23 protein-coding genes, 1 tRNA gene and 1 other RNA gene are annotated in these 24,488 nt (G+C 71.5%); 17 read left to right on the top strand and 8 right to left on the bottom strand.

All coding sequences use genetic code 11. The features are described from left to right. Positions 1-4: 4 nt before the first annotated feature. Positions 5-787 carry an alpha/beta fold hydrolase gene (locus tag NHL53_RS01630; RefSeq protein ID WP_433774500.1) on the bottom strand — a complete coding sequence of 261 codons (783 nt, stop codon included), beginning with the start codon at positions 785-787 and terminating at the stop codon, positions 5-7. Between the two features lie 45 nt (positions 788-832). Here NHL53_RS01630 and NHL53_RS01635 point away from each other — a divergent pair, with 45 nt between their 5' ends. Then, positions 833-2,596: a GNAT family N-acetyltransferase gene (locus NHL53_RS01635; RefSeq protein WP_433774502.1), complete on the top strand. Its 1,764-nt coding sequence runs from the start codon at positions 833-835 to the stop codon at positions 2,594-2,596. A gap of 7 nt (positions 2,597-2,603) precedes the next feature. On the opposite strand, the gene NHL53_RS01640 is transcribed toward NHL53_RS01635, so the two are convergent. Continuing rightward, the gene (locus NHL53_RS01640) at positions 2,604-3,299 is read right to left on the bottom strand and encodes a DsbA family oxidoreductase (protein WP_433774970.1); all 696 of its coding nucleotides are present in this window, start codon (positions 3,297-3,299) and stop codon (positions 2,604-2,606) included. Positions 3,300-3,564: 265 nt separating this feature from the next. Here NHL53_RS01640 and ssrA point away from each other — a divergent pair. After that, positions 3,565-3,934, top strand: a transfer-messenger RNA (tmRNA) gene (gene ssrA, locus NHL53_RS01645). 152 nt (positions 3,935-4,086) lie between these two features. On the opposite strand, the gene NHL53_RS01650 is transcribed toward ssrA, so the two are convergent. The 3 genes from NHL53_RS01650 to NHL53_RS01660 form a co-directional block, all read right to left on the bottom strand. Beyond that, complete coding sequence (locus tag NHL53_RS01650; RefSeq protein WP_433774504.1) at positions 4,087-4,671, bottom strand: hypothetical protein; 585 nt, start codon at positions 4,669-4,671, stop codon at positions 4,087-4,089. After that, positions 4,668-5,471, bottom strand: coding sequence for an inositol monophosphatase family protein (locus tag NHL53_RS01655; protein ID WP_433774506.1), 804 nt, complete (start codon positions 5,469-5,471; stop codon positions 4,668-4,670). The genes NHL53_RS01650 and NHL53_RS01655 overlap by 4 nt, the downstream gene beginning before the upstream one ends. 73 nt (positions 5,472-5,544) lie before the next feature. Continuing rightward, positions 5,545-5,620: transfer RNA gene (locus NHL53_RS01660), tRNA-Lys, on the bottom strand. Between the two features lie 219 nt (positions 5,621-5,839). On the opposite strand from NHL53_RS01660, the gene NHL53_RS01665 reads away from it, so the two are divergent. The 4 genes from NHL53_RS01665 to araA are packed head-to-tail and all read left to right on the top strand — an operon-like array spanning position 5,840 to position 10,810. Next, entirely contained in the window at positions 5,840-7,459 is a 1,620-nt protein-coding gene (locus NHL53_RS01665; protein ID WP_433774507.1) for an FGGY-family carbohydrate kinase, read from the top strand. Positions 7,460-7,509: 50 nt separating this feature from the next. Next, the gene (locus tag NHL53_RS01670) at positions 7,510-8,208 is read left to right on the top strand and encodes an L-ribulose-5-phosphate 4-epimerase (RefSeq protein WP_433774509.1); all 699 of its coding nucleotides are present in this window, start codon (positions 7,510-7,512) and stop codon (positions 8,206-8,208) included. Then, the gene (locus tag NHL53_RS01675; RefSeq protein ID WP_433774511.1) at positions 8,205-9,308 is read left to right on the top strand and encodes a LacI family DNA-binding transcriptional regulator; all 1,104 of its coding nucleotides are present in this window, start codon (positions 8,205-8,207) and stop codon (positions 9,306-9,308) included. Before NHL53_RS01670 ends, NHL53_RS01675 begins: the two co-directional genes overlap by 4 nt. Then, a complete protein-coding gene (gene araA / locus NHL53_RS01680) occupies positions 9,305-10,810 on the top strand; it encodes an L-arabinose isomerase (RefSeq protein ID WP_433774513.1) in 1,506 nt (501 codons plus the stop codon). The genes NHL53_RS01675 and araA overlap by 4 nt, the downstream gene beginning before the upstream one ends. Before the next feature lie 57 nt (positions 10,811-10,867). On the opposite strand, the gene NHL53_RS01685 is transcribed toward araA, so the two are convergent. Continuing rightward, positions 10,868-11,149 carry a hypothetical protein gene (locus NHL53_RS01685; protein WP_433774515.1) on the bottom strand — a complete coding sequence of 94 codons (282 nt, stop codon included), beginning with the start codon at positions 11,147-11,149 and terminating at the stop codon, positions 10,868-10,870. A gap of 60 nt (positions 11,150-11,209) precedes the next feature. On the opposite strand from NHL53_RS01685, the gene NHL53_RS01690 reads away from it, so the two are divergent. From NHL53_RS01690 to NHL53_RS01720, 7 genes are all read left to right on the top strand, one after another. Further along, positions 11,210-12,628: an alpha,alpha-trehalose-phosphate synthase (UDP-forming) gene (locus NHL53_RS01690; protein ID WP_433774517.1), complete on the top strand. Its 1,419-nt coding sequence runs from the start codon at positions 11,210-11,212 to the stop codon at positions 12,626-12,628. Beyond that, positions 12,625-13,395: a trehalose-phosphatase gene (gene otsB / locus NHL53_RS01695; protein WP_433774519.1), complete on the top strand. Its 771-nt coding sequence runs from the start codon at positions 12,625-12,627 to the stop codon at positions 13,393-13,395. Before NHL53_RS01690 ends, otsB begins: the two co-directional genes overlap by 4 nt. Positions 13,396-13,470: 75 nt before the next feature. After that, positions 13,471-15,180 carry a dihydroxy-acid dehydratase gene (gene ilvD, locus NHL53_RS01700; RefSeq protein WP_433774521.1) on the top strand — a complete coding sequence of 570 codons (1,710 nt, stop codon included), beginning with the start codon at positions 13,471-13,473 and terminating at the stop codon, positions 15,178-15,180. A 52-nt stretch (positions 15,181-15,232) separates the two neighbouring features. Next, on the top strand, positions 15,233-17,038 hold the full coding sequence (locus NHL53_RS01705; protein ID WP_433774523.1) for an acetolactate synthase large subunit: 1,806 nt from the start codon (positions 15,233-15,235) through the stop codon (positions 17,036-17,038). Position 17,039: 1 nt separating this feature from the next. Continuing rightward, positions 17,040-17,546, top strand: a complete 507-nt coding sequence (gene ilvN / locus NHL53_RS01710) for an acetolactate synthase small subunit (protein ID WP_433774525.1) — start codon at positions 17,040-17,042, stop codon at positions 17,544-17,546. Positions 17,547-17,587: 41 nt separating this feature from the next. After that, positions 17,588-18,613 (top strand): ketol-acid reductoisomerase, encoded by a 1,026-nt coding sequence (gene ilvC / locus NHL53_RS01715; protein WP_433774527.1) that lies wholly within the window; start codon positions 17,588-17,590, stop codon positions 18,611-18,613. 162 nt (positions 18,614-18,775) lie between these two features. Further along, on the top strand, positions 18,776-19,240 hold the full coding sequence (locus NHL53_RS01720; protein ID WP_433774529.1) for a hypothetical protein: 465 nt from the start codon (positions 18,776-18,778) through the stop codon (positions 19,238-19,240). A gap of 6 nt (positions 19,241-19,246) precedes the next feature. Here NHL53_RS01720 and NHL53_RS01725 read toward each other — a convergent pair whose 3' ends face one another. Both NHL53_RS01725 and NHL53_RS01730 read right to left on the bottom strand, forming a co-directional pair. Then, positions 19,247-19,579 (bottom strand): hypothetical protein, encoded by a 333-nt coding sequence (locus NHL53_RS01725; protein ID WP_433774530.1) that lies wholly within the window; start codon positions 19,577-19,579, stop codon positions 19,247-19,249. Positions 19,580-19,588: 9 nt separating this feature from the next. Further along, a complete protein-coding gene (locus tag NHL53_RS01730; protein WP_433774532.1) occupies positions 19,589-19,978 on the bottom strand; it encodes a DoxX family protein in 390 nt (129 codons plus the stop codon). A gap of 91 nt (positions 19,979-20,069) precedes the next feature. Between NHL53_RS01730 and NHL53_RS01735 the strand changes: the two genes are divergently transcribed. The 4 genes from NHL53_RS01735 to NHL53_RS01750 all read left to right on the top strand — a co-directional run bounded on the left by NHL53_RS01735 (position 20,070) and on the right by NHL53_RS01750 (position 24,380). Then, a complete protein-coding gene (locus NHL53_RS01735) occupies positions 20,070-20,426 on the top strand; it encodes a TraR/DksA family transcriptional regulator (protein ID WP_433774534.1) in 357 nt (118 codons plus the stop codon). 236 nt (positions 20,427-20,662) lie between these two features. Further along, positions 20,663-22,120, top strand: a complete 1,458-nt coding sequence (gene rpsA / locus NHL53_RS01740; RefSeq protein ID WP_433774536.1) for a 30S ribosomal protein S1 — start codon at positions 20,663-20,665, stop codon at positions 22,118-22,120. Between the two features lie 119 nt (positions 22,121-22,239). Then, positions 22,240-23,718, top strand: coding sequence for a sensor histidine kinase (locus tag NHL53_RS01745; protein ID WP_433774538.1), 1,479 nt, complete (start codon positions 22,240-22,242; stop codon positions 23,716-23,718). After that, a complete protein-coding gene (locus NHL53_RS01750) occupies positions 23,715-24,380 on the top strand; it encodes a response regulator transcription factor (RefSeq protein ID WP_433774540.1) in 666 nt (221 codons plus the stop codon). The genes NHL53_RS01745 and NHL53_RS01750 overlap by 4 nt, the downstream gene beginning before the upstream one ends. Positions 24,381-24,488 lie beyond the last annotated feature (108 nt).

Genomic DNA, 24,488 nt, shown 5'->3' on the forward strand with positions numbered 1-24,488 from the left:
GCGCTCACACGGCGGGTGCGGGGACGTCGCCTCGGAGGATCGAGGGCCAGCCCCTCACCTCGTCGGGCGTGCGAGCCACTCTCAGGCGCGCCTGCGGGAGGGCGCCCGCGAGCGCCTCGGCGGTCGAGAGCGGGTGACCGGGATCCCCGACCCAGGCGAGGATCGTGACGGGCACCGCGATGCGCGAGATCTCCGCGAGCGACGGGAGATCGCTTCCTGCCGCTCCTCGGAGCACCGAGGGGAGCAGTCGCGCGGAGACCTCCGGGCGCGTCTCAGGGCGCCCGACGGTCGCGGGAGGAGCCTCCTCCTCGCGGCTCATCGCGACGAACGCCTCGAGTCCCGAGCGCTCGACGAGGTCGGCCGCCTCCCGGTAGCCTCCCGCGCGGGCCGCGCGGCTGCTCCAGGCGGTCGGCGGCAGCATGAGCGTGAACCCGCTGAACCGACCCGGTGCGCGCGCGGCGGCGTGCAGGAGGGTCGCGGCCCCCATCGACGGGCCGACGCCGTGCACCGCCTCGTCGGGGAAGACGGCGTCGAGGAGGCGGAGCAGATCGTCGGCGAGCACCGGCCAGCGGTAGTCGTCCGGTGCGGCGCGCCCCGACGAGCGCCCGTGGCCTCTGGCGTCGTATCGCAGGAGACGCGTGCCGCTCAGGCCCCGGCCGAGATCCAGATCGAGGAGGCGATCCCTCCGCCTGCTGGACGTGAGACCGTGCAGCTGGACGACGGGATGCCCGCCCTCATCGCTCAGCTCGAAGTCGAGCTCTGCTCCCGGGACGGAGAATGCGGACACGAGCGCTCCTGACGACGGCGATGAGCAGAAGGATAAGGTACCGCCATGCGCCTCACGAACATCGCGCACCTCCGCCTCCCCTTCGGCCGGCTCGTCGGGTACGACGTCTCCCTGCGCGGTCGCGGCTCGGAGCTCCCGGTCTCCTTCGACCAGCGTCGTCACGTGGCCGCGGGAGCGCGGGACGGATCGTGGATGGCGCTCTCGTTCCGCCTCGGCGGATCCGTGTCCCGAGAGGCGCTCGAAGCCGCCTGGCTCGCGGTCATCGCCCGGCACGGCACGATGCGCGCGGCCTTCGACCCCGGTGAGCACGGGCCGATCCAGCGCGCCCTCGACCTCGCTCCCGGGCGGTGGACCGAGCATCCGATCGGGCCCGGCCAGTCGACGACCGACGCGCTGCGCGACGTGCTCGACCGCGCCTGCACCCCCTACGCGGCGCCCTCCCATCGCCTCTGCGCTCTCGAGACGGACGAGGAGACGACCATCGTGATCGGCGCCGATCACGCGCACGTCGACATGTGGTCGATGCTCGTGCTCGCGCGCGACCTGCTGCGCGCGCTCGCCGCGGCGGAGGCGGGGGAGGATCCGCGGATGCCGGTCGCCCCCGACTTCTCCGACCACACCCGTGAGCTGGGCGAGCGCGTCGACGTCCCGGACGACGTGCGCGCGAGATGGTCGGAGGTGCTGGAGGCCGCGGGCGGGGCGATGCCGCGCTTCCCGCTGTCCCTCGGCGGCGACGGCCCGCACCCCGAGCGCGTCGAGGTGCGCGACGTGCTCGACCTCGACGACAGCGCGGCCTTCGCCGCCCAGGCGCGTGAGGAGGGCGTCTCCACGCTGTCGCTGGCGGTGTCGGTGATGACGGCCGTCACGCGCGAGGTCGCCGACCAGCCGCTCCGGGCGGTGTTCCCCGTGCACAGCCGCTGGGACGGGGCATGGCACGATGCCGTCGGCTGGTTCATCACGAACTCGGTGCTCGAATCGGCGGACGCGGATCCGCGCGCGTCCGCCGCCGCCGTGCGCGAGGCGGTGAGGCTCGGCTCGTGGCCGCTGGCCGAGGTGCTCCGGCCCTGGGGAGGGATGCCCGAGCTGCCGGGGATGTTCGCGATCTCCTGGCTGGATCTGCGGCGCCTCCCCGTGCGGATCGACGCGAAGGGCCTCGACGCGCAGTACGTCGGGGCGACCATCCGCACCGACGGCGTCATGCTCTGGTTCATCCTCGACGAGTCCGGGCTGCATCTCCGCTGCCGCTATCCCGACACGCGAGAGGCCAGGCGCCATGTCGGCCGCTGGCTCGACGCGGTCGTGCGGAAGCTGCGCGGCACCGCCCGCGGATCCGTGAGCACCACGCTGCGGGTCGACGGATCCGTCTTCCGCGTCGAACGCGCGACGCGAGGCGACGTGGGCGACATCATGGCGCTGCTCTCCGGCGACGAGATCGCCGGGCCAGCGGAGAGCGACGAGATCGAGCGGTACGAGCGCGCGTACGACCTGGTGTCCCGGGAGAGCTCGCACTTCCTCGCGGCGGTCCGCGACGAGGCGGATCGGGTCGTCGGAACGATGCAGCTGTCTGTGCTCCCGGCGCTCGCGCGCGGCGGCGTCACGCGGCTGCAGCTCGAGGGGTTCCGCGTCGCCGAGGCCGAGCGGTCGCGGGGGCTCGGCGCCGCGATGCTCGACTGGGCGCACGAGCACGGGAGGCGACACGGCGCCGAGCTCGCGCAGGTCGCCGTCGACGCGCGCCACGAGCGCTCCCGCGCGTTCTACGAGCGCCACGGCTACGCCGCGGGTCAGACGGGGCTGAATCGCTCCCTCTGAGCGGGGATCAGACCGCGCACCCGTCCGGCCCGCAGGCGTCGCCATCGGCGAGCGTCGTGAGCGAGGGGTGCGACGCCTGCCAGGCCTGCGACAGCGCGCCGGCGAACACCTCGGTCGGCTGCGCTCCCGAGACGGCGTAGGCCATGTCGATGACGAAGGTGGGCACGGCGCTGATCCCCAGCGAGGCGGCCTGCGCGACGTCCGCGCGCACGGCGGGGATCCGGGAGCCGCTGTCGAGCTCGTCGCGGATCTCCTGCTCGTCGAGGCCCGCTTCGACGCCGATCCGCACGAGCTCGTCCGCGGACCCGATTTCGGCGCCCCTCTCGAAGTGCGCGCTCAGGAGCGCCTCCTTCACGGCGTCGGCGGAGCCGTGCTCCTTCGCGAGGTGCAGCAGCTGGTGCCCGCGCAGCGAGTTCGCGACGACGAGGGCGTCGAAATCGTAGGCGAGGCCCTCGCCTGACGCCTGCTCGGCCACGTGGGCGAACATGCCGCGCACCTGATCCTCCGGCAGGCCCTTGCGCGACGAGAGATACTGCGCCTCGGTCCCGTCGTAGCGCTCGGGCAGCGAGGGATCCAGCTGATACGAGTGCCAGACGACCTCCACCTCGTCGCGGTGCGGGAACGCGGCGAGGGCGCGCTCGAAGCGGCGCTTGCCGATGTAGCACCAGGGGCAGGCGATGTCGGACCAGATGTCGATCTTCACATCGGGGGAGAACCGTGCGCGCGGCCGCCGCATTCCCGGATCCGCTCCCGGGACCTCGCGCACGGCAGACGGGGATCGTGACCCGCGCCCAGAAGATCCTCGAACGCCTCGTTCCGGAGCGGGGGAGACTGAGCGCGAGTGGACGTCGGCGGTCGTTCCGGTGTATTCTGTAGCGCTCGGGCAGAGACCCGACGGATCCCGCTCCGCGAGCGGGTGAGAACTCCACAGCGTGCGACAAGCGGTTCCCTTCACCCGAAGGATCCACGGGGCTGATCGGTTTCGACAGCGCCTGCTGATCTGAGGGAAGCGGGCCGAGGATGCAGGGTTATCTCGTTAACGCCCCCTGCAAACCCATAAGTGCCAACTCCAAGCGCACTGACTTCGCCCTCGCTGCCTAAGCGAGCCCGATAGTCCGTCAGACCGTGGCTGATCCCGACACGGACCCTGGCGTCATCTAGGGATCTCGCTGCGACGCGGTGTCGAGACGCGTCGTGGGACTCTTCCTCGACTGGGCTCGTCGACCTATGCGTCTGCGCTGAAGGTCGGAGCCGAGCAGAACGCCTCCGCAGACTGCGCCCGGAGAAACCCCAGTGAACCAGTGCTGGACGGGGGTTCGATTCCCCCCAGCTCCACGAACCGCTCGCACGTGTGGAAAGCCCCGCCCTTCCTGCAGACTGCAGGGAGGGCGGGGCTTCTTCGTGCGCTCAGGAAGCGTCACGCGGCGATCTCTGCTCGCGCTTCGTCCGCATCCGCTTTCTGCGCGAGCCCGTCGAGAGGCGGCGCGTCTCTAGCGTCCCCAGATGACGAGGTCGAGGCCCGACTTCGTGTCGGCGAGCGCGACCCACCCGTCGGCGAACTCGTAGGTCATGCCGTAGCCGTCCTCGCTGACGTAGAGCGCGTACTCCGGATCCTCTGTGAGGATCACCGAGCCGTCCTCGCCCTCCTCCTGCAGCCAGCCCTGGTCGAGGAGGTACTGCTGCATCTCGGTCGACGTCTGCTCGTCGACCGGCGCCCAGCCGTACATCTGCGCGACGTCGGTGCCGCTCGAGTCGTCGCCCCAGATACACTGCAGGCCCTCCTCGAACTCGTGCTCGCCGATGCGGAACGTCTCGGCTCGCACATCCCAGTCGAGGTCGCGCAGGCTCGCGACGAACGTCTCGGGCAGCATCGTGTCGCAGGTCAGCTCGGCGCGCTCCTCGGGCGAGGAGGTGTCCTCCGGCGCGGGAGACGCATCATCGGCGCCGCATGCGGACAGGGCGACGGCGAGAGAGGCGGTCGCCGCTGCGGCCAGGATCCGCGCGGCGCGGGCGCGACCGCTCGTCGCCTCCCCGTCGCGGGGGAGGAGCGCGTCGACCGGCCGCGAGGAGATCATGACGGCGATCCGTGCAGCACGGCGAGGACCTCGTCGTGCAGGGCGCCGTTGGTCGCGAGCGCGGAGCCGGTGGCGAGCCGGTCGTCGCCCTCCACGGAGGTGAACCGCCCGCCCGCCTCGCGCACGATCGCGGCCGCGGCGGCGACGTCGTACTCCTTGACGTCGAACTCGCCGACGATCTCGAGCCGGCCCTCGGCGAGCAGCATGTACGACCAGACGTCGCCGTACGCGCGGTCGCGCCACACCCGCTCCTGAAGCGCGAGCAGCGCGTCGAGCCGGCCGGCGTCGCGCCACTGCGCGATCGACTGGAAGCTGAGCGAGGCGTCGTCGAGGCGCTCGACCGCGGAGACGCCGATGCGCTGGTCCCGCTCGTCGCCGTTCGTCCACGCGCCGAGCCCGTCCCCGGCCCACCAGCGGCGGCCGAAGGCGGGCATGCTCACGACGCCGAGGCGCACCACGCCGTCGATCTCGAGGGCGATCATCGTGCCCCACGCGGGAAGGCCCCGCAGGTAATTGGCGGTGCCGTCGATCGGGTCGATGATCCATCGCCGCGCCGCGGCCTCGGAGGATCCGTACTCCTCGCCGAAGATCGCATCGGCGGGGCGCTCGCGGGCGATGAGATCGCGGATGGCGCGCTCCGTGGCGAGGTCGGCCTCGGTCACGTGCGAGCGGTCGGCCTTCAGTCCGACCTCGAGATCGGGCGCGTCGAACCGAGGCAGCGACTGCCGATCGGCGGTGTCCGCGAGGCGCAGGGCGAGGGCGAGGTCGTCGTCGAGCGAGGGGGAGACCGAGGAAGCCATGCGTCCAGCGTACCGAGAGGCCGGCGGGGACGACGAAGCCCCAGTCGCCGTGGCGACCGGGGCTTCCGTGCGGTGGTGCGCCCTCAGGGGCTCGAACCCTGGACCCACTGATTAAGAGTCAGTTGCTCTACCGACTGAGCTAAAGGCGCATGATCCGAATCGGGAGGATCCTCATCAGGAGGATCTTCGCGTGCCGAACCGAGAGACCACATTACACAGTCCCCTCGGGGTGCGCCAATCTCGGGCGCACCCCTGGCGTGTCTGAGCGCGGGCTGGGTGGCGCGGGCGAAAGGGGAGTGGCGCCGTCGGTGGTGTGAGCGCTAACATGAGGAATCCCGATCGACGATGCCCGAGAACGGAGCGATGCGATGACGCACCCCCAGGATGACGACGCCCGAGCCGCGATCGACGGGGGACGCGCCGCCCTCGGGATCGAGCTCGGATCCACGCGCATCAAGGCGTGTCTGATCGACGAGCAGGGGAGAACGCTCGCCTCGGGAGGGTGCGAGTGGGAGAACGCGCTCGTCGACGGGCTCTGGACCTACGACCTCGACGACGTCCGCTCCGGCGCGCAGGCGGCGTTCGCGGAGCTCGCCGCCGACGTGCGGCAGCGATACGGGACCGAGCTGCGCGAGCTCGGATCCATCGGCGTCTCGGCGATGATGCACGGCTATCTGGCCTTCGACGCCGATGGCCGTCTGCTCGTCCCGTTCCGCACCTGGCGCAACGTCAACACGGAGCGCGCCGCCGAGGCGCTGTCGGGCGCCCTGAGCTGGAACATGCCGCTGCGCTGGTCGGCCGCGCATCTCCTCCAGGCGGCGATCGACCGCGAGGAGCACGTCGCGAGCATCGCGCGCATCACCACCCTCTCGGGGTACGTGCACCGGCTCCTCACGGGCGAGGACGTGCTCGGCATCGGGGACGCCTCGGGGATGTTCCCGATCGACCCGGCGGCTCGCGACTACGACGCGCGGGCGCTCGGGATCGCCGACCAGCTGCTCGCCGCGGAGGGCGCCGGTCACCTCTCCTTCTCCCGCGTGCTGCCCGCGGTGCGCCGCGCCGGCGACGCCGCCGGAGCCCTCACCGAGGAGGGGGCGCGGCTCCTCGATCCCGACGGGCCCCTCCGACCGGGCGCGGTCGCGGCCGCTCCCGAGGGAGATGCCGGCACGGGAATGGTCGCGACGAACGCCGTCACGCCTCGCACGGGCAACGTCAGCGCGGGCACGAGCATCTTCGCGATGGTGGTGCTCGAGCGCCCGCTCGCGCGTCCGCACGAGGAGATCGACATCGTCACGACGCCCGCGGGCGACCTCGTCGCGATGGTGCACTGCAACAACGGCGCGAGCGAGCTCGGCGCCTGGGCGGGGGTGTTCCGCGAGTTCGCGCGGGCGCTCGGGCAGGATCCGTCGACCGACGAGGTCTTCGGCGCGCTGTTCGCCGGCGCACTGGAGCCGGGTGCGGACGACGGGATCCTCGCTTACAACCACCTCTCGGGCGAGCCGATCGCGGGCCTGGCCGAGGGGCGCCCGCTCATCGTGCGGACGCCCGCGTCCCAGCTGACGCTCCCCGGCCTCATGCGCGCGCAGGTCCGCGGCGCCTTCGCGACGCTCAGCCTCGGCATGCGCACCCTCGCGGAGGAGGACGTCGCGATCGACGCGATGTATGCGCACGGCGGCATGTTCCGGACGGCGGGCGTCGCGCAGCGTCTGCTCGCCGACGCCGTCGGCGCACCCGTGCTGGTGGGCGACACGGCCGCGGAGGGCGGAGCCTGGGGCATGGCGGTGCTCGCCGCGTTCCGGCGGACCGTCGCCCGGGGTGAGGCCCGACCCGAGGAGCTCCCCACCTGGCTCGACGCGACGGTGTTCGTCGAGACCCGCGTCACGCGATCCGAGCCCACGGACGACGAGCGCGCCGACCACGAGCGCTACCTCGCACGCTGGAGCGAGGGGCTCGCGATCGAGCGCGCCGCCACCGCGAGCACCCGCTGAGACCACCGCACATGACCGCCCGACGGCGTCGGGCACCGAGGAGAGCACTTATGGCACCCGCATCCGTCCCGCCCGCCATGCGCGCCGCCGTCGACGCGGCGAAGGAACGCGTCGCCCGGCTGCACGGCGAGCTCCCGCGCTGGGACCTCGTCGTCTGGACCGCGGGCAACGTCTCCGAACGGGTCCCCGGAGAGGGCGGGCACCCCGATCTCATGGTCATCAAGCCGTCGGGCGTCGGCTACGACGAGCTGACACCCGACGCGATCGTCGTCTGCGCCCTCGACGGGAGCCTCGTGGAGGGCGAGCGCAGCCCGTCCTCCGACACCGCCGCGCACGCGTACGTGTATCGGCACATGCCGGAGGTGGGCGGGGTCGTGCACACGCACTCCACGTACGCCACGGCGTGGGCGGCGCGCGGCGAGGAGATCCCCTGCGTGCTCACGATGATGGGCGACGAGTTCGGCGGCCCGATCCCCGTGGGGCCGCTCGCGATCATCGGCGACGACTCGATCGGCCGCGGCATCGTCGAGACGCTCGCCGGACACCGCAGCACCGCGGTGCTCATGCGGAACCACGGACCGTTCACGATCGGGCGCGACGGACGGAGCGCGGTGAAGTCGGCCGTTCTCCTCGAGGAGGTCGCCAGGACGGTGCACATCTCGCGTCAGCTGGGCGAGGCGATCCCGATCCCGCAGGACACGATCGACGCGCTGTACGAGCGGTACCAGAACGTCTACGGGCAGCGATGAGCCCGCGTCGCGGCGAGGCCGTCCGACGCCCGCCGTCGATGGCGGACGTCGCGGAGGCGGCCGGCGTGTCCCATCAGACGGTCTCGCGAGTGCTCAACGGCAGTCCCCGGGTGCGGGAGGAAACGCGCGAGCGCGTCCAGGAGGCGATCCGCGCGCTGGGGTACCGGCGCAATCAGGCGGCCAGGGCGCTCGTGACGTCGCGGAGCGCGACGATCGGGATCGTCACCTCGGGCGTCGCCCACGTGGGGCCGGCGCGCACGGCGCTCGCGGTCGAGGCGGCCGCGCGCGGCTCGGGCTACTTCGTCGCGCTCAGCTCGCTGTCGCACGCCGCGGCCGACGAGGTGCGCACCGCGATCGACCGGTTCCTCGAGCAGGGCGTGGAGGGCATCGTCGTGCTCGCCCCGTTCGTCGACATCGCGCGCGTGGTCGACGAGGTCGCCGCCGCGGTGCCGATCGTCGTCGTCGCCGCGCGCGAGGACGTGCCGGACGGATCCGACGTGCGCTACGTATCCGTCGACCAGCGCGCGGGCGTGCGCGACGCGGTCGAGCACCTCGCGGACGCCGGACACACGCGGCTCGCGCACATCGAGGGCGAGCACGGGTGGCACGACGCGATCGCCCGCAGCGCGGGATTCCTCGAATCGGCGAGGCGCCGCGGCATCGAGGGGCGGGTCGTGACGGCCGACGGCTGGGATCCCGCCGACGGCTACGCCGCGGGCCTGGAGCTGCGCGATGCGATCCGACGCGGAGAGGTGACGGGCGTCGTCGCCGGCAACGACCACCTCGCGATCGGCCTCATCCGCGCGTGCGTCGAGGGCGGGATCCGCGTGCCGGAGGACCTCTCGGTCGTGGGCTTCGACGACATCGACGTGGCGGGATACCTCACGCCCGCGCTCACGACCGTGCGACAGCCGTTCGCGGAGCTCGGAGGGGAGGCGGTGCGGCTGCTCCTGGAGCCGGGCGTCGCCGCGCCGCAGCCGGTTCGGCCGCTCCTCGTCGTGCGCGACAGCGTCGCGCCTCCCCGGCCCGCGACCACCACCCGGACATCACCCGACCGGCCGGCGCCGACGCCGGCCGACGAGAAGGAAGGACGCCCATGACGAAGCCCTACGCCGACCGCGAGGTCTGGTTCCTCACCGGCAGCCAGGACCTGTACGGCGAGGAGACCCTCCGGCAGGTCGCCGAGCAGTCGCAGGAGGTCGCGCGGCTGCTCGACGACGCCGACGGGATCCCCGCGCCCGTCGTGTGGAAGCCCGTGCTGAAGGATCCCGCGACGATCGCGCGGGTCATGCGGGAGGCGAACGCGGACGACCGCGTGATCGGCGTGATCGCGTGGATGCACACCTTCAGCCCCGCGAAGATGTGGATCTCCGGGCTGGATGAGCTCCGCAAGCCGTTCCTGCACCTGCACACGCAGGCGAACGTCGAGCTGCCGTGGAGCACGATCGACTTCGACTTCATGAACCTCAACCAGGCCGCGCACGGCGACCGGGAGTTCGGCTACATCCAGTCGCGGCTGGGCCTCGCCCGCAAGACCGTCGTCGGCCACGCGAGCGACCCGCGCGTCGTGGGGGAGGTCGCCACCTGGCAGCGCGCGGCGGCCGGCCTCGCGGCGGCGCGCTCGCTGAAGCTGGCGCGCTTCGGCGACAACATGCGCTTCGTCGCGGTCACCGAGGGCGACAAGACCGAGGCCGAGGTGCGCTTCGGCACGCAGGTGAACACCTGGGGCGTCAACGACCTGGCGGCGGCCGTGGACGCCGCGAGCGACGCCGACGTCGACCGCCTCGTCGACGAGTACGAGGAGCTCTACGACGTCGCTCCCGAGCTGCGCCGCGGTGGCGAGCGCCACCGGTCGCTCCGCGACGGCGCGGCGATCGAGGTCGGCCTGAGGGCCTTCCTGGAGGAGGGCGGGTTCGAGGCGTTCACCACGAGCTTCGAGGACCTCGGATCCCTGAAGCAGCTCCCGGGGCTCGCGGTCCAGCGCCTCATGGCGGACGGGTACGGGTTCGGCGCGGAGGGCGACTGGAAGACGGCGATCCTCGTGCGGGTCGCGAACGTGATGGGCTCAGGGCTCCCCGGCGGCGCGAGCCTCATGGAGGACTACACGTACGACCTCGCTCCGGGCCGCGAGGCGATCCTCGGCGCGCACATGCTCGAGGTGTCGCCGTCGCTCACGACGACGCGCCCGCGGCTCGAGGTGCACGAGCTCGGCATCGGCGACAGGGAGGACCCGGTGCGGCTCGTCTTCACGGCCGACCCGGGGCCGGCCGTCGTCGTCGCGATGAGCGACATGCGCGACCGCTTCCGCCTCACGGCCAACGTCGTCGAGAACATCGAGGCGCCCGACCTGCCGCGCCTGCCGGTCGGCCGCGCCGTGTGGCGACCGCAGCCCGACCTGGCGACGAGCGCGGCCTGCTGGATGGCGGCCGGCGCCGCCCACCACACCGTGATGTCGACGGCCGTCGGGATCGAGGCCTTCCGCGACTTCGCCGAGATGGCCGGTGTGGAGCTCGTGACGATCGACGAGACGACGACCGTTCCCGCCTTCCAGCGCGAGCTGCGATGGAACGCGGTGTACCACCGGATCGCGGACGGCATCTGAGCCAGGGCATGCGAAAGGGCGGGGCGGATCCGAGCGGATCCGCCCCGCCCTCTCGCGTCAGCGGCGCTTCTTCCGCTTCTTCTCGGGCGCCTCCGTCGCACGGGCCTTGGCGTACTTCTCCTCGCTGCCGGCGATGGGGGAGTCCTCGGCGACGAGCTCGCCCCGGGACGCGCGGCGGATGTCGAGGATCATGCCCAGCGACAGCGCGAACGTGATGCCCCAGCTGAGCCAGGCGAGGGCGACCCGCCATGTGAACGGCTGAGAGCTCGACCCCCGCAGCAGGGAGTAGCCGCTGGTCAGGGCCCCGATGAGTCCGGTTCCGAGCAGGTATTTGCGCATGCCTCCACGGTAGCGCGCGCAGTCAGTAGGGTGAGCGAAGAGACCGAAGGAGCTCAGCACATGCCCACAGCAGATCTTGTCGTCGTCGCCAACCGCCTGCCCGTCGACCGCGTCGAGGGGCCGGACGGCGAGCACCTCTGGCGCCGGTCGCCCGGCGGCCTCGTCACGGCTCTCGAGCAGGTCATGCACAACCTCGACGGCGCCTGGGTCGGCTGGGGAGGCAAGGCCGACCTCGAGGTCGAGCCGTTCGAGTTCGACGGCACGCTGCTCGTCCCCGTGAAACTCAGCCCGGCCGATCTGCGGGACTACTACGAGGGGTTCTCCAACGGCACGATCTGGCCGCTGTACCACGACGTCATCGCGGCGCCCGAGTTCAAGCGCTCGTGGTGGGACGCCTACGTGCGGGTCAACCGGCGCTTCGCCGAGGCCGCGGCCGGCGCCGTCGCGGAGAACGGCGTCGTCTGGGTGCAGGACTACCAGCTGCAGCTCGTGCCGCAGATGCTGCGCGAGCTGCGGCCAGACATCACCATCGGGTACTTCCACCACATCCCCTTCCCCGCATACGCGCTCTTCGCCCAGCTCCCGTGGCGCCGCCAGGTGCTCGAGGGGCTGCTGGGCGCCGACGTCGTCGGATTCCAGCGGGCGGCCGACGCGGGCAACTTCCAGCGCTCGATCCGGCGCCTCCTCAGCTACCCGACGAAGGGCGACACCGTGCAGGTGCCGCTCATCGACGACGGCTCCCGCACGGTCATCGCGAAGCACTACCCGATCTCCATCGACGCGCAGAAGTTCATCGAGCTCGCGAAGCACCCCGACGTGGTCGCGCGCGCGAAGGAGATCAGGGAGCAGGTCGGATCCGAGAAGCTGCTGCTCGGCGTCGACCGCCTCGACTACACGAAGGGCATCCGGCACCGTCTGAAGGCCTACGGCGAGCTGCTGCACGACGAGCGACTCACCCCCGAGCAGGCGACGCTCGTGCAGGTCGCCAGCCCGTCGCGCCCCGGCGTGGAGGCGTACCAGGATCTGCGGGACGAGATCGAGATGATGGTCGCCCGCATCAACGGCGACTACTCGTCGGTCGAGAACACCGCGATCCGGTATCTGCACCAGGGGTATCCGCGCGAGGAGATGGTCGCCCTCTACCTCGCCGCGGACGTCATGCTCGTCACGGCTCTGCGCGACGGCATGAACCTCGTGGCGAAGGAGTACGTCGCCGTGCGCACGGACAGCACGGGCGTGCTCGTGCTCAGCGAGTTCGCGGGCGCGGCCGACGAGCTCGGCAGCGCGCTGCTCGTCAACCCCCACGACATCGACGGGATGAAGGACACGATCATTCGGGCGCTGCAGATGCCAGAGGCGGAGCAGGCCAGGCGCATGCGGACGATGCGCAGGAAGGTGCTCGACAAGGACGTCGAGAAGTGGGGGCGCGCGTTCCTCGACGACGTCGAGCGGCTGCGCGGGAAGAGGCTCGCGCCGTGACGGCGGCCGACCCGGTCGTCCGCGTCGCCGAGGCTCCCCGCCTGCTCGTCGCGCTCGACTTCGACGGCACGCTCGCGCCGCTCGTGGACGAGCCGATGTCGGCGCGGGCGACCCCCGAGGCCGCCGCCGCGATCACCGCGCTCGCCGCGGCACCCGGGACGACCGTCGCGTTCGTCTCGGGGCGCACGATCGCCGACCTGCGCGTCATCGCGGAGCACGACGACGCGTCGCCGGTCTGGCTCGCGGGATCCCACGGCGCCGAGCACTGGAGGCCCGCGGGAGCGCCGCCGGTCGATGCGGGCGACGCCGACGGGGGAGGGGGCGACCCCGACGTGCTCGCGGCGGACGCCGAGGCGATCGTGGAGGGCTGCGCGGGAGCGTGGATCGAGCGGAAGGCGTTCGGCTTCGCCCTGCACACCCGCCAGGCCGACGAGGCCGCCGAGCGGGAGGCGCAGCGCCGCGTCGACGCGCTCATGGCGGAGCGCGCCCCGGAGTGGCGGCGGCGCACGGGCAAGCGCGTGGTCGAGTACGCGTGGCGCCACGAGGGCAAGGACACCGCGATCGCCGACCTCCGCGCCGCGACGGCCGCAGACGCGGTGCTCTTCGCCGGCGACGACGTCACCGACGAGGACGCCCTGCGCTCGCTCGCGCCGGGGGACCTCGGGATCCGGGTGGGGCCGGGGGAGACGGCCGCCGACATCACCGTCTCCGACACGCGGGAGCTCTCCGTTCTGCTCGATCGGATCGCGAGAATCCGAGCAGACTGACGAGTCAGCACGCACCCGAGTCGCCAGAACGTGTCTGCGCACGGGGCGAGTGCGCACTGGGAATAGACTGCGAGAGTGAGTGAGAACGCAGTTTCCGGAATCGACATCAAGCCCCGCAGCCGCGTCGTGACCGACGGCATCGAGGCGACCACGTCGCGCGGGATGCTCCGCGCCGTCGGCATGGGCGACGCGGACTGGGAGAAGCCCCAGATCGGCATCGCGTCCAGCTGGAACGAGATCACCCCCTGCAATCTCTCGCTCGACCGTCTCGCGCAGGGCGCCAAGGAGGGCGTGCACTCCGGCGGCGGCTACCCGCTGCAGTTCGGCACGGTCAGCGTCTCCGACGGCATCTCGATGGGCCACGAGGGCATGCACTTCTCCCTCGTCAGCCGCGAGGTCATCGCCGACAGCGTCGAGACCGTCGTGATGGCGGAGCGCCTCGACGGCACGGTCCTGCTCGCGGGATGCGACAAGTCGATCCCGGGCATGCTCATGGCGAGCGCCCGCCTCGGGCTCTCCAGCGTGTTCGTGTACGCGGGATCGATCGCGCCCGGCTGGGTCAAGCTCTCGGACGGCACCGAGAAGGACATCACCATCATCGACTCGTTCGAGGGCGTCGGCGCCTGCCGCGCCGGTCGCATGAGCGAGGAGGACCTCAAGCGCATCGAGTGCGCGTTCGCCCCGGGCGAGGGCGCCTGCGGCGGGATGTACACGGCCAACACGATGGCCTCGGTCGCCGAGGCGCTCGGGCTCTCGCTTCCCGGCTCCGCGGCCCCGCCCTCGGCGGACCGCCGCCGCGACTACTTCGCGCACCGCTCCGGCGAGGCCGTCGTGAACCTCCTGCGCCAGGGGATCACCACGAAGGACATCCTCACGAAGGAGTCGTTCGAGAACGCGATCGCCCTCGCGATGGCGCTCGGCGGCTCGACCAACGTCGTCCTGCACCTGCTCGCGATCGCCCGCGAGGCCGAGGTCGACCTGTCGCTGAACGACTTCAACCGCATCGGCGACCGGGTGCCGCACATCGGCGACATGAAGCCGTTCGGCAAGTACGTGATGAACGACGTCGACCGCCACGGCGGGATCCCCGTGATCATGAAGGCGATGCTCGACGAGGGCCTGCTGCACGGTGACGCCCTCACCGTCACGGGCAAGACCGTCGCCGAGAACCTGCGCGAGCTCGACCCCGACCCGATCGACGGCGAGGTCATCCGCCGTCTCGACAACCCGCTGCACGCCACGGGCGGCCTGACGATCCTGCAGGGCTCGCTCGCGCCCGAGGGCGCCGTCGTGAAGTCCGCGGGCTTCGACGCCGACGTGTTCGAGGGCCCCGCCCGGGTGTTCGAGCGCGAGCGCGCCGCGATGGACGCCCTCGCCGAGGGCGAGATCCAGGCGGGCGACGTGGTCGTCATCCGCTACGAGGGCCCGAAGGGCGGCCCCGGCATGCGCGAGATGCTCGCGATCACCGGCGCCATCAAGGGCGCGGGGCTCGGCAAGGATGTACTACTGTTGACGGACGGTCGATTCTCCGGCGGCACAACCGGCCTGTGCATCGGCCACATTGCTCCCGAGGCGGTCGACGCTGGACCGATCGCCTTCGTGCGCGATGGCGATCTGATCCGGGTCGATGTCGCAGCTCGCACTCTCGACCTACTCGTCGACGAGGCCGAGCTCGCCTCCCGCCGCGAAGGCTGGGAGCCGCTGCCTCCGCGCTACACCCGCGGCGTTCTCGCCAAGTACTCGAAGCTCGTGCGCTCCGCCGCCGAAGGCGCGACCACCGGCTGATCCGCGCGCTCCGCGCCGCGCTCGCCGTATTCGAACAGATCAGGGAAGCACCATGCCTGCAGAATCGCCCACGGCCGTTCCCCGGCCACCCGCTCGCACCGCTGCCAGCGCGCCCGTCATGACGGGCGCGGCCGCCGTCGTCCGCTCGCTCGAGCTGCTCGGCGTCGACGACGTCTTCGGCCTCCCCGGCGGAGCGGTCCTCCCCGCCTACGACGCCCTCATGGGCGCGGAGTCCCTCCGTCACATCCTCGTGCGCCACGAGCAGGGCGCCGGGCACGCCGCCGAGGGATACGCGGCGGCGAGCGGAAGGGTCGGCGTCGCGATCGCGACGTCGGGCCCCGGGGCGACGAACCTCGTGACGGCGATCGCCGACGCCTACATGGACTCGGTGCCCTTCGTCGCGATCACCGGCCAGGTGTTCAGCCACCTGATGGGCACGGACGCCTTCCAGGAGGCCGACATCGTGGGCATCACGATGCCGGTCACGAAGCACTCCTTCCTCGTGAAGAAGGCCGCCGACATTCCCCGCGCGATCGCCCAGGCGTTCCACATCGCCTCGACCGGCCGACCGGGCCCCGTGCTCGTCGACATCACGAAGGACGCGCAGGAGGAGAAGGTGCCCTTCGTGTGGCCCCCGTCCTTCGACCTGCCCGGCTACCGCCCCGTCACGAAGGCGCACGGCAAGCAGATCCAGGCGGCCGCGTCTCTCCTCTCCCAGGCGGAGAAGCCCGTGCTGTACGTCGGCGGCGGCGTCATCCGCGCGAAGGCGTCGGAGGAGCTGAAGACCTTCGCCGAGACGACAGGCGCCCCCGTCGTCACGACGCTCATGGCGCGAGGCGCCTTCCCCGACTCGCACGAGCAGCACCTCGGCATGCCCGGCATGCACGGCGCGGTGCCCGCGGTGCTCGCGCTGCAGGAGAGCGACCTCATCATCGCGCTCGGCGCGCGCTTCGACGACCGCGTCACGGGCAAGGCCGCCCTCTTCGCCCCGCACGCGAAGGTCGTGCACGTCGACATCGATCCCGCCGAGATCGGCAAGATCCGGTCGGCTGAGGTGCCGATCGTCGGCGACGTGCGCGAGGTGCTCATCGACCTCGAGTCGGCCTACCGCGCGCGCACGGCCGCGGAGCGGCCCGAGTTCGCCGAGTGGTGGCAGTATCTCCGCGGGCTTCAGGACCAGTACCCGCTGGGCTTCTCGTCCACCTCGGACGGCCGTCTCGCGCCGCAGCACGTGATCCAGCGGATCGGCGAGCTGACCGGTCCCGAGGGCGTGTACGCCGCCGGCGTCGGCCAGCACCAGATGTGGTCGGCCCAGTTCATCCGATACGAGCGCCCCAACTCCTGGCTGAACTCGGGCGGAGCCGGCACCATGGGCTACTCCGTTCCCGCGGCGATGGGGGCGAAGGTCGCCGAGCCTCACCGACCGGTGTGGGCGATCGACGGCGACGGCTGCTTCCAGATGACGAACCAGGAGCTCGCGACCTGCGCGCTCAACGACATCCCCATCAAGGTCGCGATCATCAACAACTCGTCGCTCGGCATGGTGCGCCAGTGGCAGACCCTCTTCTACGACGGCCGCTACTCGCACACCGATCTCGACACGGGACACGACACGAGGCGGATCCCCGACTTCGTGAAGCTCGCGGAGGCGTACGGCTGCCTGGCGATCCGGGTCGAGCGGGAGGACGAGGTCGACGACGCGATCCGCCTCGCGCTCGAGACGAACGACCGCCCCGTGGTGATCGACTTCGTCGTGAGCGCCGACGCCATGGTGTGGCCGATGGTGCCGCAGGGCGTCAGCAACAGCTACGTCCAGTACGCGCGCGACCACGCGCCGGCATTCCACGAGGGGGACTGACATGTCGACACACGTTCTCAGCCTGCTCGTCGAGGACACGCCCGGTCTGCTCACGCGGGTCTCGGGGCTGTTCGCTCGTCGCGGCTTCAACATCCACTCGCTCGCGGTCGGCGTGACAGAGGTGCCGGGGCTCTCCCGCATCACGGTCGTCGTCGACGTCGACGCTCAGCCCCTCGAGCAGGTCACGAAGCAGCTGAACAAGCTCGTCAACGTCGTGAAGGTCGTCGAGCTCGACGCCGCCGCGTCGGTGCAGCGTCAGCACATGCTCGTGAAGGTGCGCGCGGACAACGGCACGCGGGCCAACGTCCTCGAGGTCGTGAACCTCTTCCGCGCGAGCGTCGTCGACTACTCACCCGACGCGCTCGTCATCGAGATCACGGGGGACCAGGGGAAGGTCGACGCGTTCCAGCGCGCGATCGAGCCCTTCGGCATCAAGGAGATCGCGCAGTCGGGCCTGCTGGCCCTCGGCCGCGGTCCGAAGTCGATCACCGAGCGCGTGCTGCGCTGACCCTCGAAACCCACAGAACCACAACGCTAAGGAGCACACCCATGGCAGAGATCCTGTACGACGCCGACGCCGATCTGTCGATCATCCAGAGCAGGAAGGTCGCGATCGTCGGCTACGGCTCGCAGGGCCACGCCCACGCCCAGAACCTCCGCGACTCGGGCGTCGACGTCAAGATCGCGCTTCGCGAGGGATCGAAGTCGGCGCAGAAGGCGCAGGACGAGGGCTTCGAGGTGCTGTCGGTCGCCGACGCGACGGCATGGGCCGACGTCATCATGATCCTCGCGCCCGACCAGCACCAGCGCGCCATTTACGCCGAGGGCATCAAGCCGAACCTCGCGCCGGGCAAGGCGATCGCCTTCGCGCACGGCTTCAACATCCGCTTCGGCCTCATCGAGGCGCCCGAGGGCGTCGACGTGATCCTCATCGCGCCGAAGGCTCCGGGGCACACGGTGCGCCGCGAGTTCGTCGCGGGCCGCGGCATCCCCGACATCATCGGCGTCGAGAAGGACGCCTCTGGCAGCGCCTGGGCGCTCGCGCTCTCGTACGCGGCGGGCATCGGCGGCACCCGCGCGGGCGTCATCAAGACGACGTTCACCGAGGAGACCGAGACCGACCTCTTCGGCGAGCAGGCCGTGCTCTGCGGCGGCATGAGCCACCTCGTGCAGGCGGGCTTCGAGACGCTCACCGAGGCCGGTTACCAGCCCGAGATCGCCTACTTCGAGGTGCTGCACGAGCTGAAGCTCATCGTCGACCTCATGTGGGAGGGCGGCATCGCCAAGCAGCGCTGGAGCATCTCCGACACGGCCGAGTACGGCGACTACGTGTCGGGTCCGCGCGTCGTCGACCAGCACGTCAAGGACAGCATGAAGGCGATCCTCGCCGACATCCAGTCCGGCGCGTTCGCGAAGCGCTTCATCGACGACCAGGATGCGGGCGCTCCCGAGTTCACGGCGCTGCGCGCCGCCGAGGAGAAGCACCCGATCGAGGTCACCGGCAAGCAGCTGCGCTCGCTCTTCTCGTGGAAGAACAGCGACGACGACTACGTCGAGGGCACCGCGGCGCGCTGATCCTCGCGTCCTGTCGCTGCGGGCCGTCACCCTGAGGGGTGGCGGCCCGTCGCCGTCGCTCGGGTCGTCACCCCGCATACACAGGAGGGCATCGTCGGCGCGTTCTCCCCGAACGGGCGGATCCGCCCGGCGCCGCGAGCGTCGGACGGACAGTCTGAGGGCATGACGAACGCCGAGACCCTTCCCGACCTGTCCGCCCCGATCCGCACCGAGGACGACCTCGTCGCGCACGTCGCGGGCCTCCTCATCGAGGCGTACGCGCCGCGCGGCTGGCTGCTGACCTTCGACGCGCACGGCTGCCCGAAGCGCGAGCTCTTCCAACTCGACGACATGCCGGCCGATCCGCGGCGCAGGATCGCGGTGGAGGGCGTCGGCGAGGCGACCTGCGCCGAGCTGTTCGCGGTGGAGATCGCCGCGATGTGCGACGCCTCCGATGCGGACGAGGTCGTCATGGTGTGGGAGAGGCCGGGGGAGGGAGCGCTCTCCGAGACCGACGTCGCCTGGATCCGCGGCATCGACGAGGGCGCGCGCCGCGTCTCGATCCCGCTTCGGGCCCAGGTCCTTCTCACGAGCAGGGGAGCGCACCTCGTGCGGCCGACGACGGAGGGCGCCGAGGTGGTCAGCTGATCGGCGTCAGCTCGCGGCGCGGCGGAACGTGAAGCTCCCGGACACGACGCCGTGATTGACGACGCCCTCCCCGGTGCCGAGGATGCGTCCCGACGTCGTGGCGCCGCTCTCGACGAAGGCGTAGCCGGTGTGCTCGAGCCGCCAGCCGACGCGCTCGATCTCGCTGAGGAAGTAGCCGACGCTCTCGTCGACCTGGATGAGGTTCTCCGATGAGCCCCATGCGGACTTCTCGCCGGCGAGGCGGCTCACATCGAGCGTGATGTGGAGCAGGAGATCGCCGCGATCGTGGGCGAGCCGCGCGAGGCCGATCTGCCGCTGGGCCTCCTCGGGAGTGGGCATGGCGGGGCCTCAGCGACGCGGCTCGCGCGTCGACCAGAGGGCGGCGACGATGAGCACGGGCTGCAGGAACAGTCGAGCGAAGCGCTTGTTGTCGGTGTCGAGGCCGAGCGCATCCCGGCGATGGATCCACTGCGAGAGGTTGCCGGGCAGCACCGCCGCGAAGAACCCGGCCGCGAGGCGGCCGACGTCGCGGCGCCTCCGCCGGGATGCGAGGAGGGCGGAGCCGAGCGCGATCTCCGCGACGCCCGAGGCGACGACCGTCGTGTCGGGCTCGAGCGGCACGAGCTCGGGCACCTGGGCGCGGAACTCCCGTCGCGCGACCGTCAGGTGGGCGAGGCCGGCGACCGCGAGGAGCGATCCCAGGGCGACGCGGACGATGGTGCGGGGAGTCGACGACATGAGGCGAGTCTATGCGCCGCGCGGGCCGCGCCGCGCGGAATCCTGTGCGTCGGACGCGCGGCTCCCCGGAACGATGGGCAGGATGGACGACATGGCCGATCTCGACGACGCGACGCTCGCGGGGCTCCTTCGGGAGCGGCGCGAGGTGATCCTGCGCGCGGCGGAGGAGCGGGCCGCCTCGTTCGCCGAGATCGCCGGTGCGCGCAGCGCGGCGACGGCCGACGACGAGCACGATCCCGAGGGCGCGACGCTGTCCGAGGAGTGGTCGCGGCTCGCGGGGCTCGAGGAGCGGGCCGCCCGCGACCTCGCGGAGGTCGACGACGCGCTGCGCCGACTGGCGGACGGGTCCTCCGGTCTCTGCGAGGCGTGCGGGAGGCGGATCCCCGCCGAGCGCCTTGCGGTGCGGCCGACGGCGACGCGATGCGTGGGATGCGCCTGCCGGCGCTGAGCGGGGCCGGCGCACGCCGCGACCCGCGGAATCCCGCGCGACGCGCCCGGCGGACGGCGGCTTCCGTCTGCTAACCTTGAGTGTCACTCCTGCGCGCGTCTCCGTGCGCTCGCGAGGGGTCACGCTGTACACACCATCCATCGCCTCGGCTCTCTTCAGATGCCGGCGCCCGGATGAGGGCGCCCGCGTCGAGCACGAGGCCTGATCATCCCAACCCCTTAAGGCATAACGACTACATGACTAACGCAACGACCGCCCCGGCCGGCAAGCAGGTCGCGATCAACGACATCGGATCTGCTGAGGACTTCCTGGCCGCGGTCGAGAAGACTCTCAAGTTCTTCAACGACGGCGACATCATCGACGGCGAGATCGTCAAGATCGACCGCGACGAGGTCCTGCTCGATGTCGGGTACAAGACCGAGGGCGTCATCCCCTCGCGCGAGCTCTCCATCAAGCACGACGTCAACCCCGACGACGTCGTCAAGGTGGGCGACCACATCGAGGCCCTCGTCCTCCAGAAGGAGGACAAGGAAGGCCGCCTGATCCTGTCGAAGAAGCGCGCGCAGTACGAGCGCGCCTGGGGCGACGTGGAGCAGATCAAGGAGAACGACGGCGTCGTCAAGGGCACCGTCATCGAGGTCGTCAAGGGCGGTCTCATCCTCGACATCGGCCTCCGCGGCTTCCTCCCCGCCTCGCTCATCGAGCTGCGCCGCGTGCGCGACCTCACGCCGTACCTCGGCCAGGAGCTCGAGGCGAAGATCCTCGAGCTCGACAAGAACCGCAACAACGTGGTCCTGTCGCGCCGTGCGCTCCTCGAGGAGACGCAGTCGGCCACCCGCACGCAGTTCCTCAACGGCCTGCACAAGGGCCAGGTCCGCAAGGGCACGGTCTCCTCGATCGTCAACTTCGGCGCGTTCGTCGACCTCGGCGGCGTGGACGGCCTCGTGCACGTGTCCGAGCTCTCGTGGAAGCACATCGACCACGCCAGCGAGGTCGTCGAGGTGGGCCAGGAGGTCACCGTCGAGGTTCTCGAGGTCGACCTCGACCGCGAGCGCGTCTCCCTGTCGCTCAAGGCGACGCAGGAGGACCCGTGGCAGGTCTTCGCCCGCACCCACCAGATCGGCCAGATCACGCCCGGCAAGGTCACCAAGCTGGTGCCCTTCGGCGCGTTCGTCCGCGTGGCCGACGGCATCGAGGGCCTCGTGCACATCTCGGAGCTGTCGCACAAGCACGTCGAGATGGCCGAGCAGGTCGTGTCGGTGGGCGAGGAGCTCTTCGTCCGCGTCATCGACATCGATCTCGACCGTCGCCGCATCTCGCTGTCGCTCAAGCAGGCCAACGACATGGTCGACCCGAACGGCACCGAGTTCGACCCGTCGCTGTACGGCATGACGACCGAGTACGACGAGAACGGCGAGTACAAGTTCCCCGAGGGCTTCGACCCCGAGACCAACCAGTGGCTCGAGGGCTACGAGGAGGCTCGCGACACCTGGGAGCGCGAGTACGCGCAGGCCCAGGCTCGCTGGGAGCAGCACAAGGAGCAGGTCGCCAAGGCCATCGAGGCCGAGGCGAACGTCGAGGAGACCGCTCCCGCCGCCGGCGGCAGCACCTTCTCGACCGAGAGCAACGGCGGCGGCGCCCTCGCCGACGACGAGGCCCTCGCGGCGCTTCGCGAGAAGCTCTCCGGCAACTGAGACCACCGCGTCTCGCGCTTCTGAGCGAAGGGGTCGGATCCTCCGGGATCCGGCCCCTTCGCCGTTCCCGCCCGACGCGGCTGGGTAGGCTGATCGGCGACGCGACGGAGGGAGCGCGCATGGCCTTCGCTCGATGGCGCGCGCCGGTGCGCGTGCGGATCCTCGCCGCGATCCTCGCCGTCGCCGCGGTCGGACTCCTCGCGGCGGGAGCCGCCGCCTTCCTCCTGCAGCAGGCGCGCGTGGTCGACGGCATCGACGAGGAGCTCCGGCAGGAGCTCACCAGCGTGACCGCCCGCGTCGACGGCGGCGCCGCCGCGTCCGCCCCGTCCTCCGAGACTCCTCCCGCCGACGCTCCCGCAGAGCCGGTCGGCTTCGCGGGAGCCGACGCGCTGGTCCAGGAGATCGTCCGCCTCATCCCGCCGCCGCTCGGAGGCGGGACGCTCGGCATGATCGACGGGCGCGCCGCCTACGTGCCAGGGGTCCCCACGACGATCGACCTGACCGACGCCGCCTTCGCCTCCGCCGTCGCCGAGACCGCCCGCACGAGCGGCGTCGTCATCGGCACCGCCGCGCTCGAGGGCCGTGAGGTCCGCTATCTCGCCGTGCCGCTCGCCGTCGAAGGGGATCAGGCAGAGGGGCTGTTCGTCTCGGCGATCGCCCTGGACGAGCGCCTCGCCGACCTGCGGTCGGTGTTCCTCGTCTACGCCTGGGTGGCGCTCGGCGTTCTCGTCGTGATGGCGCTCGTCGGGTGGATCGTCGCCGGGCGGCTGCTGCATCCCGTCCGCGAGCTGCGGGCGACAGCAGCGCGCATCACGGCGGGCGCGCTCGATGAGCGGATCCCCGTCACGGGGAACGACGACCTCTCCGAGCTCACTGAGACGATCAACGCGATGATCGCCCGCCTCGAGGATGCCTTCCTCGGACAGCGGCGCATCGTCAACGACGTGCGCCACGAGCTGGCGACCCCGGTCACGATCGTGCGCGGGCATCTCGAGCTCGTCGACCCTCGGGATCCAGAGGACGTCGTCCAGACGCGCGACCTCGCGATCGACGAGCTGGACCGCATGTCCGGTCTCATCGGCCAGATCTCGCACCTCGCGGAGGCCGAGCGCGCCGGAGCCCACCACCCGCGCGCGACGGATGCGGGAGAGCTGACGCGCGATGTCTTCGCGAAGGTGCGGGTCATCCCCGATCGCGACTGGCGGCTCGGCCCCGTCGCACGCGGGGACGCCGTGCTCGATGCGGAGCAGATCACGCAGGCGTGGGTGCAGCTCGCGGACAACGCGGCCAAGCACTCTCCGCCCGGCACGCGCATCGAGATCGGCAGCTCGCTCGACCGCGACGCCCTGCGCTGCTGGGTCGACGACGACGGCGCCGGAGTGCCAGACGAGGCCAGAGCGCGGATCTTCGAGCGCTTCGGCCGCGCGCAGGAGAGCCGCGGCACGGCGGGATCCGGCCTCGGACTCTCGATCGTGCAGGCGCTCGTCGGCGCGCACGGGGGACGCGTCGACCTCGACACGGCGACGGGGCGCGGAGCGCGCTTCACCATGGTCCTGCCGCGGCGAGCGGCGAGCGACGAGGAAAGGGAGGAACGATGAGCAGGATCCTCATCGTCGAGGACGAGGAGCGCATCGCGACCTTCGTCGACAAGGGGCTGCGCGCCGCCGGACACGCGACGGAGCGCGCGTCGCGCGGAGACGAGGCGCTCGAGCTCCTGCGGTCGATCGACGTCGACCTGGTGCTGCTCGACGTGGGTCTGCCGGGGATGGACGGCTTCGAGGTGCTCCGCGCGCTGCGGGGGAGCGGCAGCAGGGTTCCCGTCATCATGCTCACCGCGCACGGCTCGCTCGAGGACACGGTGCAGGGGCTCGACGGCGGGGCCGACGACTACATCCCGAAGCCGTTCCGCTTCGACGAGCTCCTCGCGCGCGTGCGCGTGCGGCTGCGGGACGCACCGCGGACCGCGGCGGATCCGTCGGAGCTCCGGCACGGATCCCTCTCGCTCGACGTGCGCTCGCGGCGGGCGGCCGTCGACGGCGTCGCCGTCGAGCTGTCGGCGCGCGAGTTCGCCCTCGCCGAGGAGTTCCTGCGCCATCCCGACCAGGTGCTCAGCCGCGAGCAGCTGCTGAGCCGCGTCTGGGGCTACGACTTCGATCCCGGATCCAACGTCGTCGACGTCTACGTGCGCTATCTGCGCGCCAAGCTCGGGGCGCAGCGGATCGAGACCGTGCGAGGGATGGGGTATCGGCTCGTGGGCTGATCCCGCCGGATGAGAGACCTCTCATCTGCGTCTCACGCTCCTCTTCTCCGCGCCGACGAGCGTGGAACGCGGACGGTCCCGACACGCACCCGCGGGGCCGCGGAAGAG

The sequence above is a fragment of the Microbacterium sp. gxy059 genome (assembly GCF_050958665.1).
In the GTDB taxonomy this organism is placed as follows: domain Bacteria; phylum Actinomycetota; class Actinomycetes; order Actinomycetales; family Microbacteriaceae; genus Microbacterium.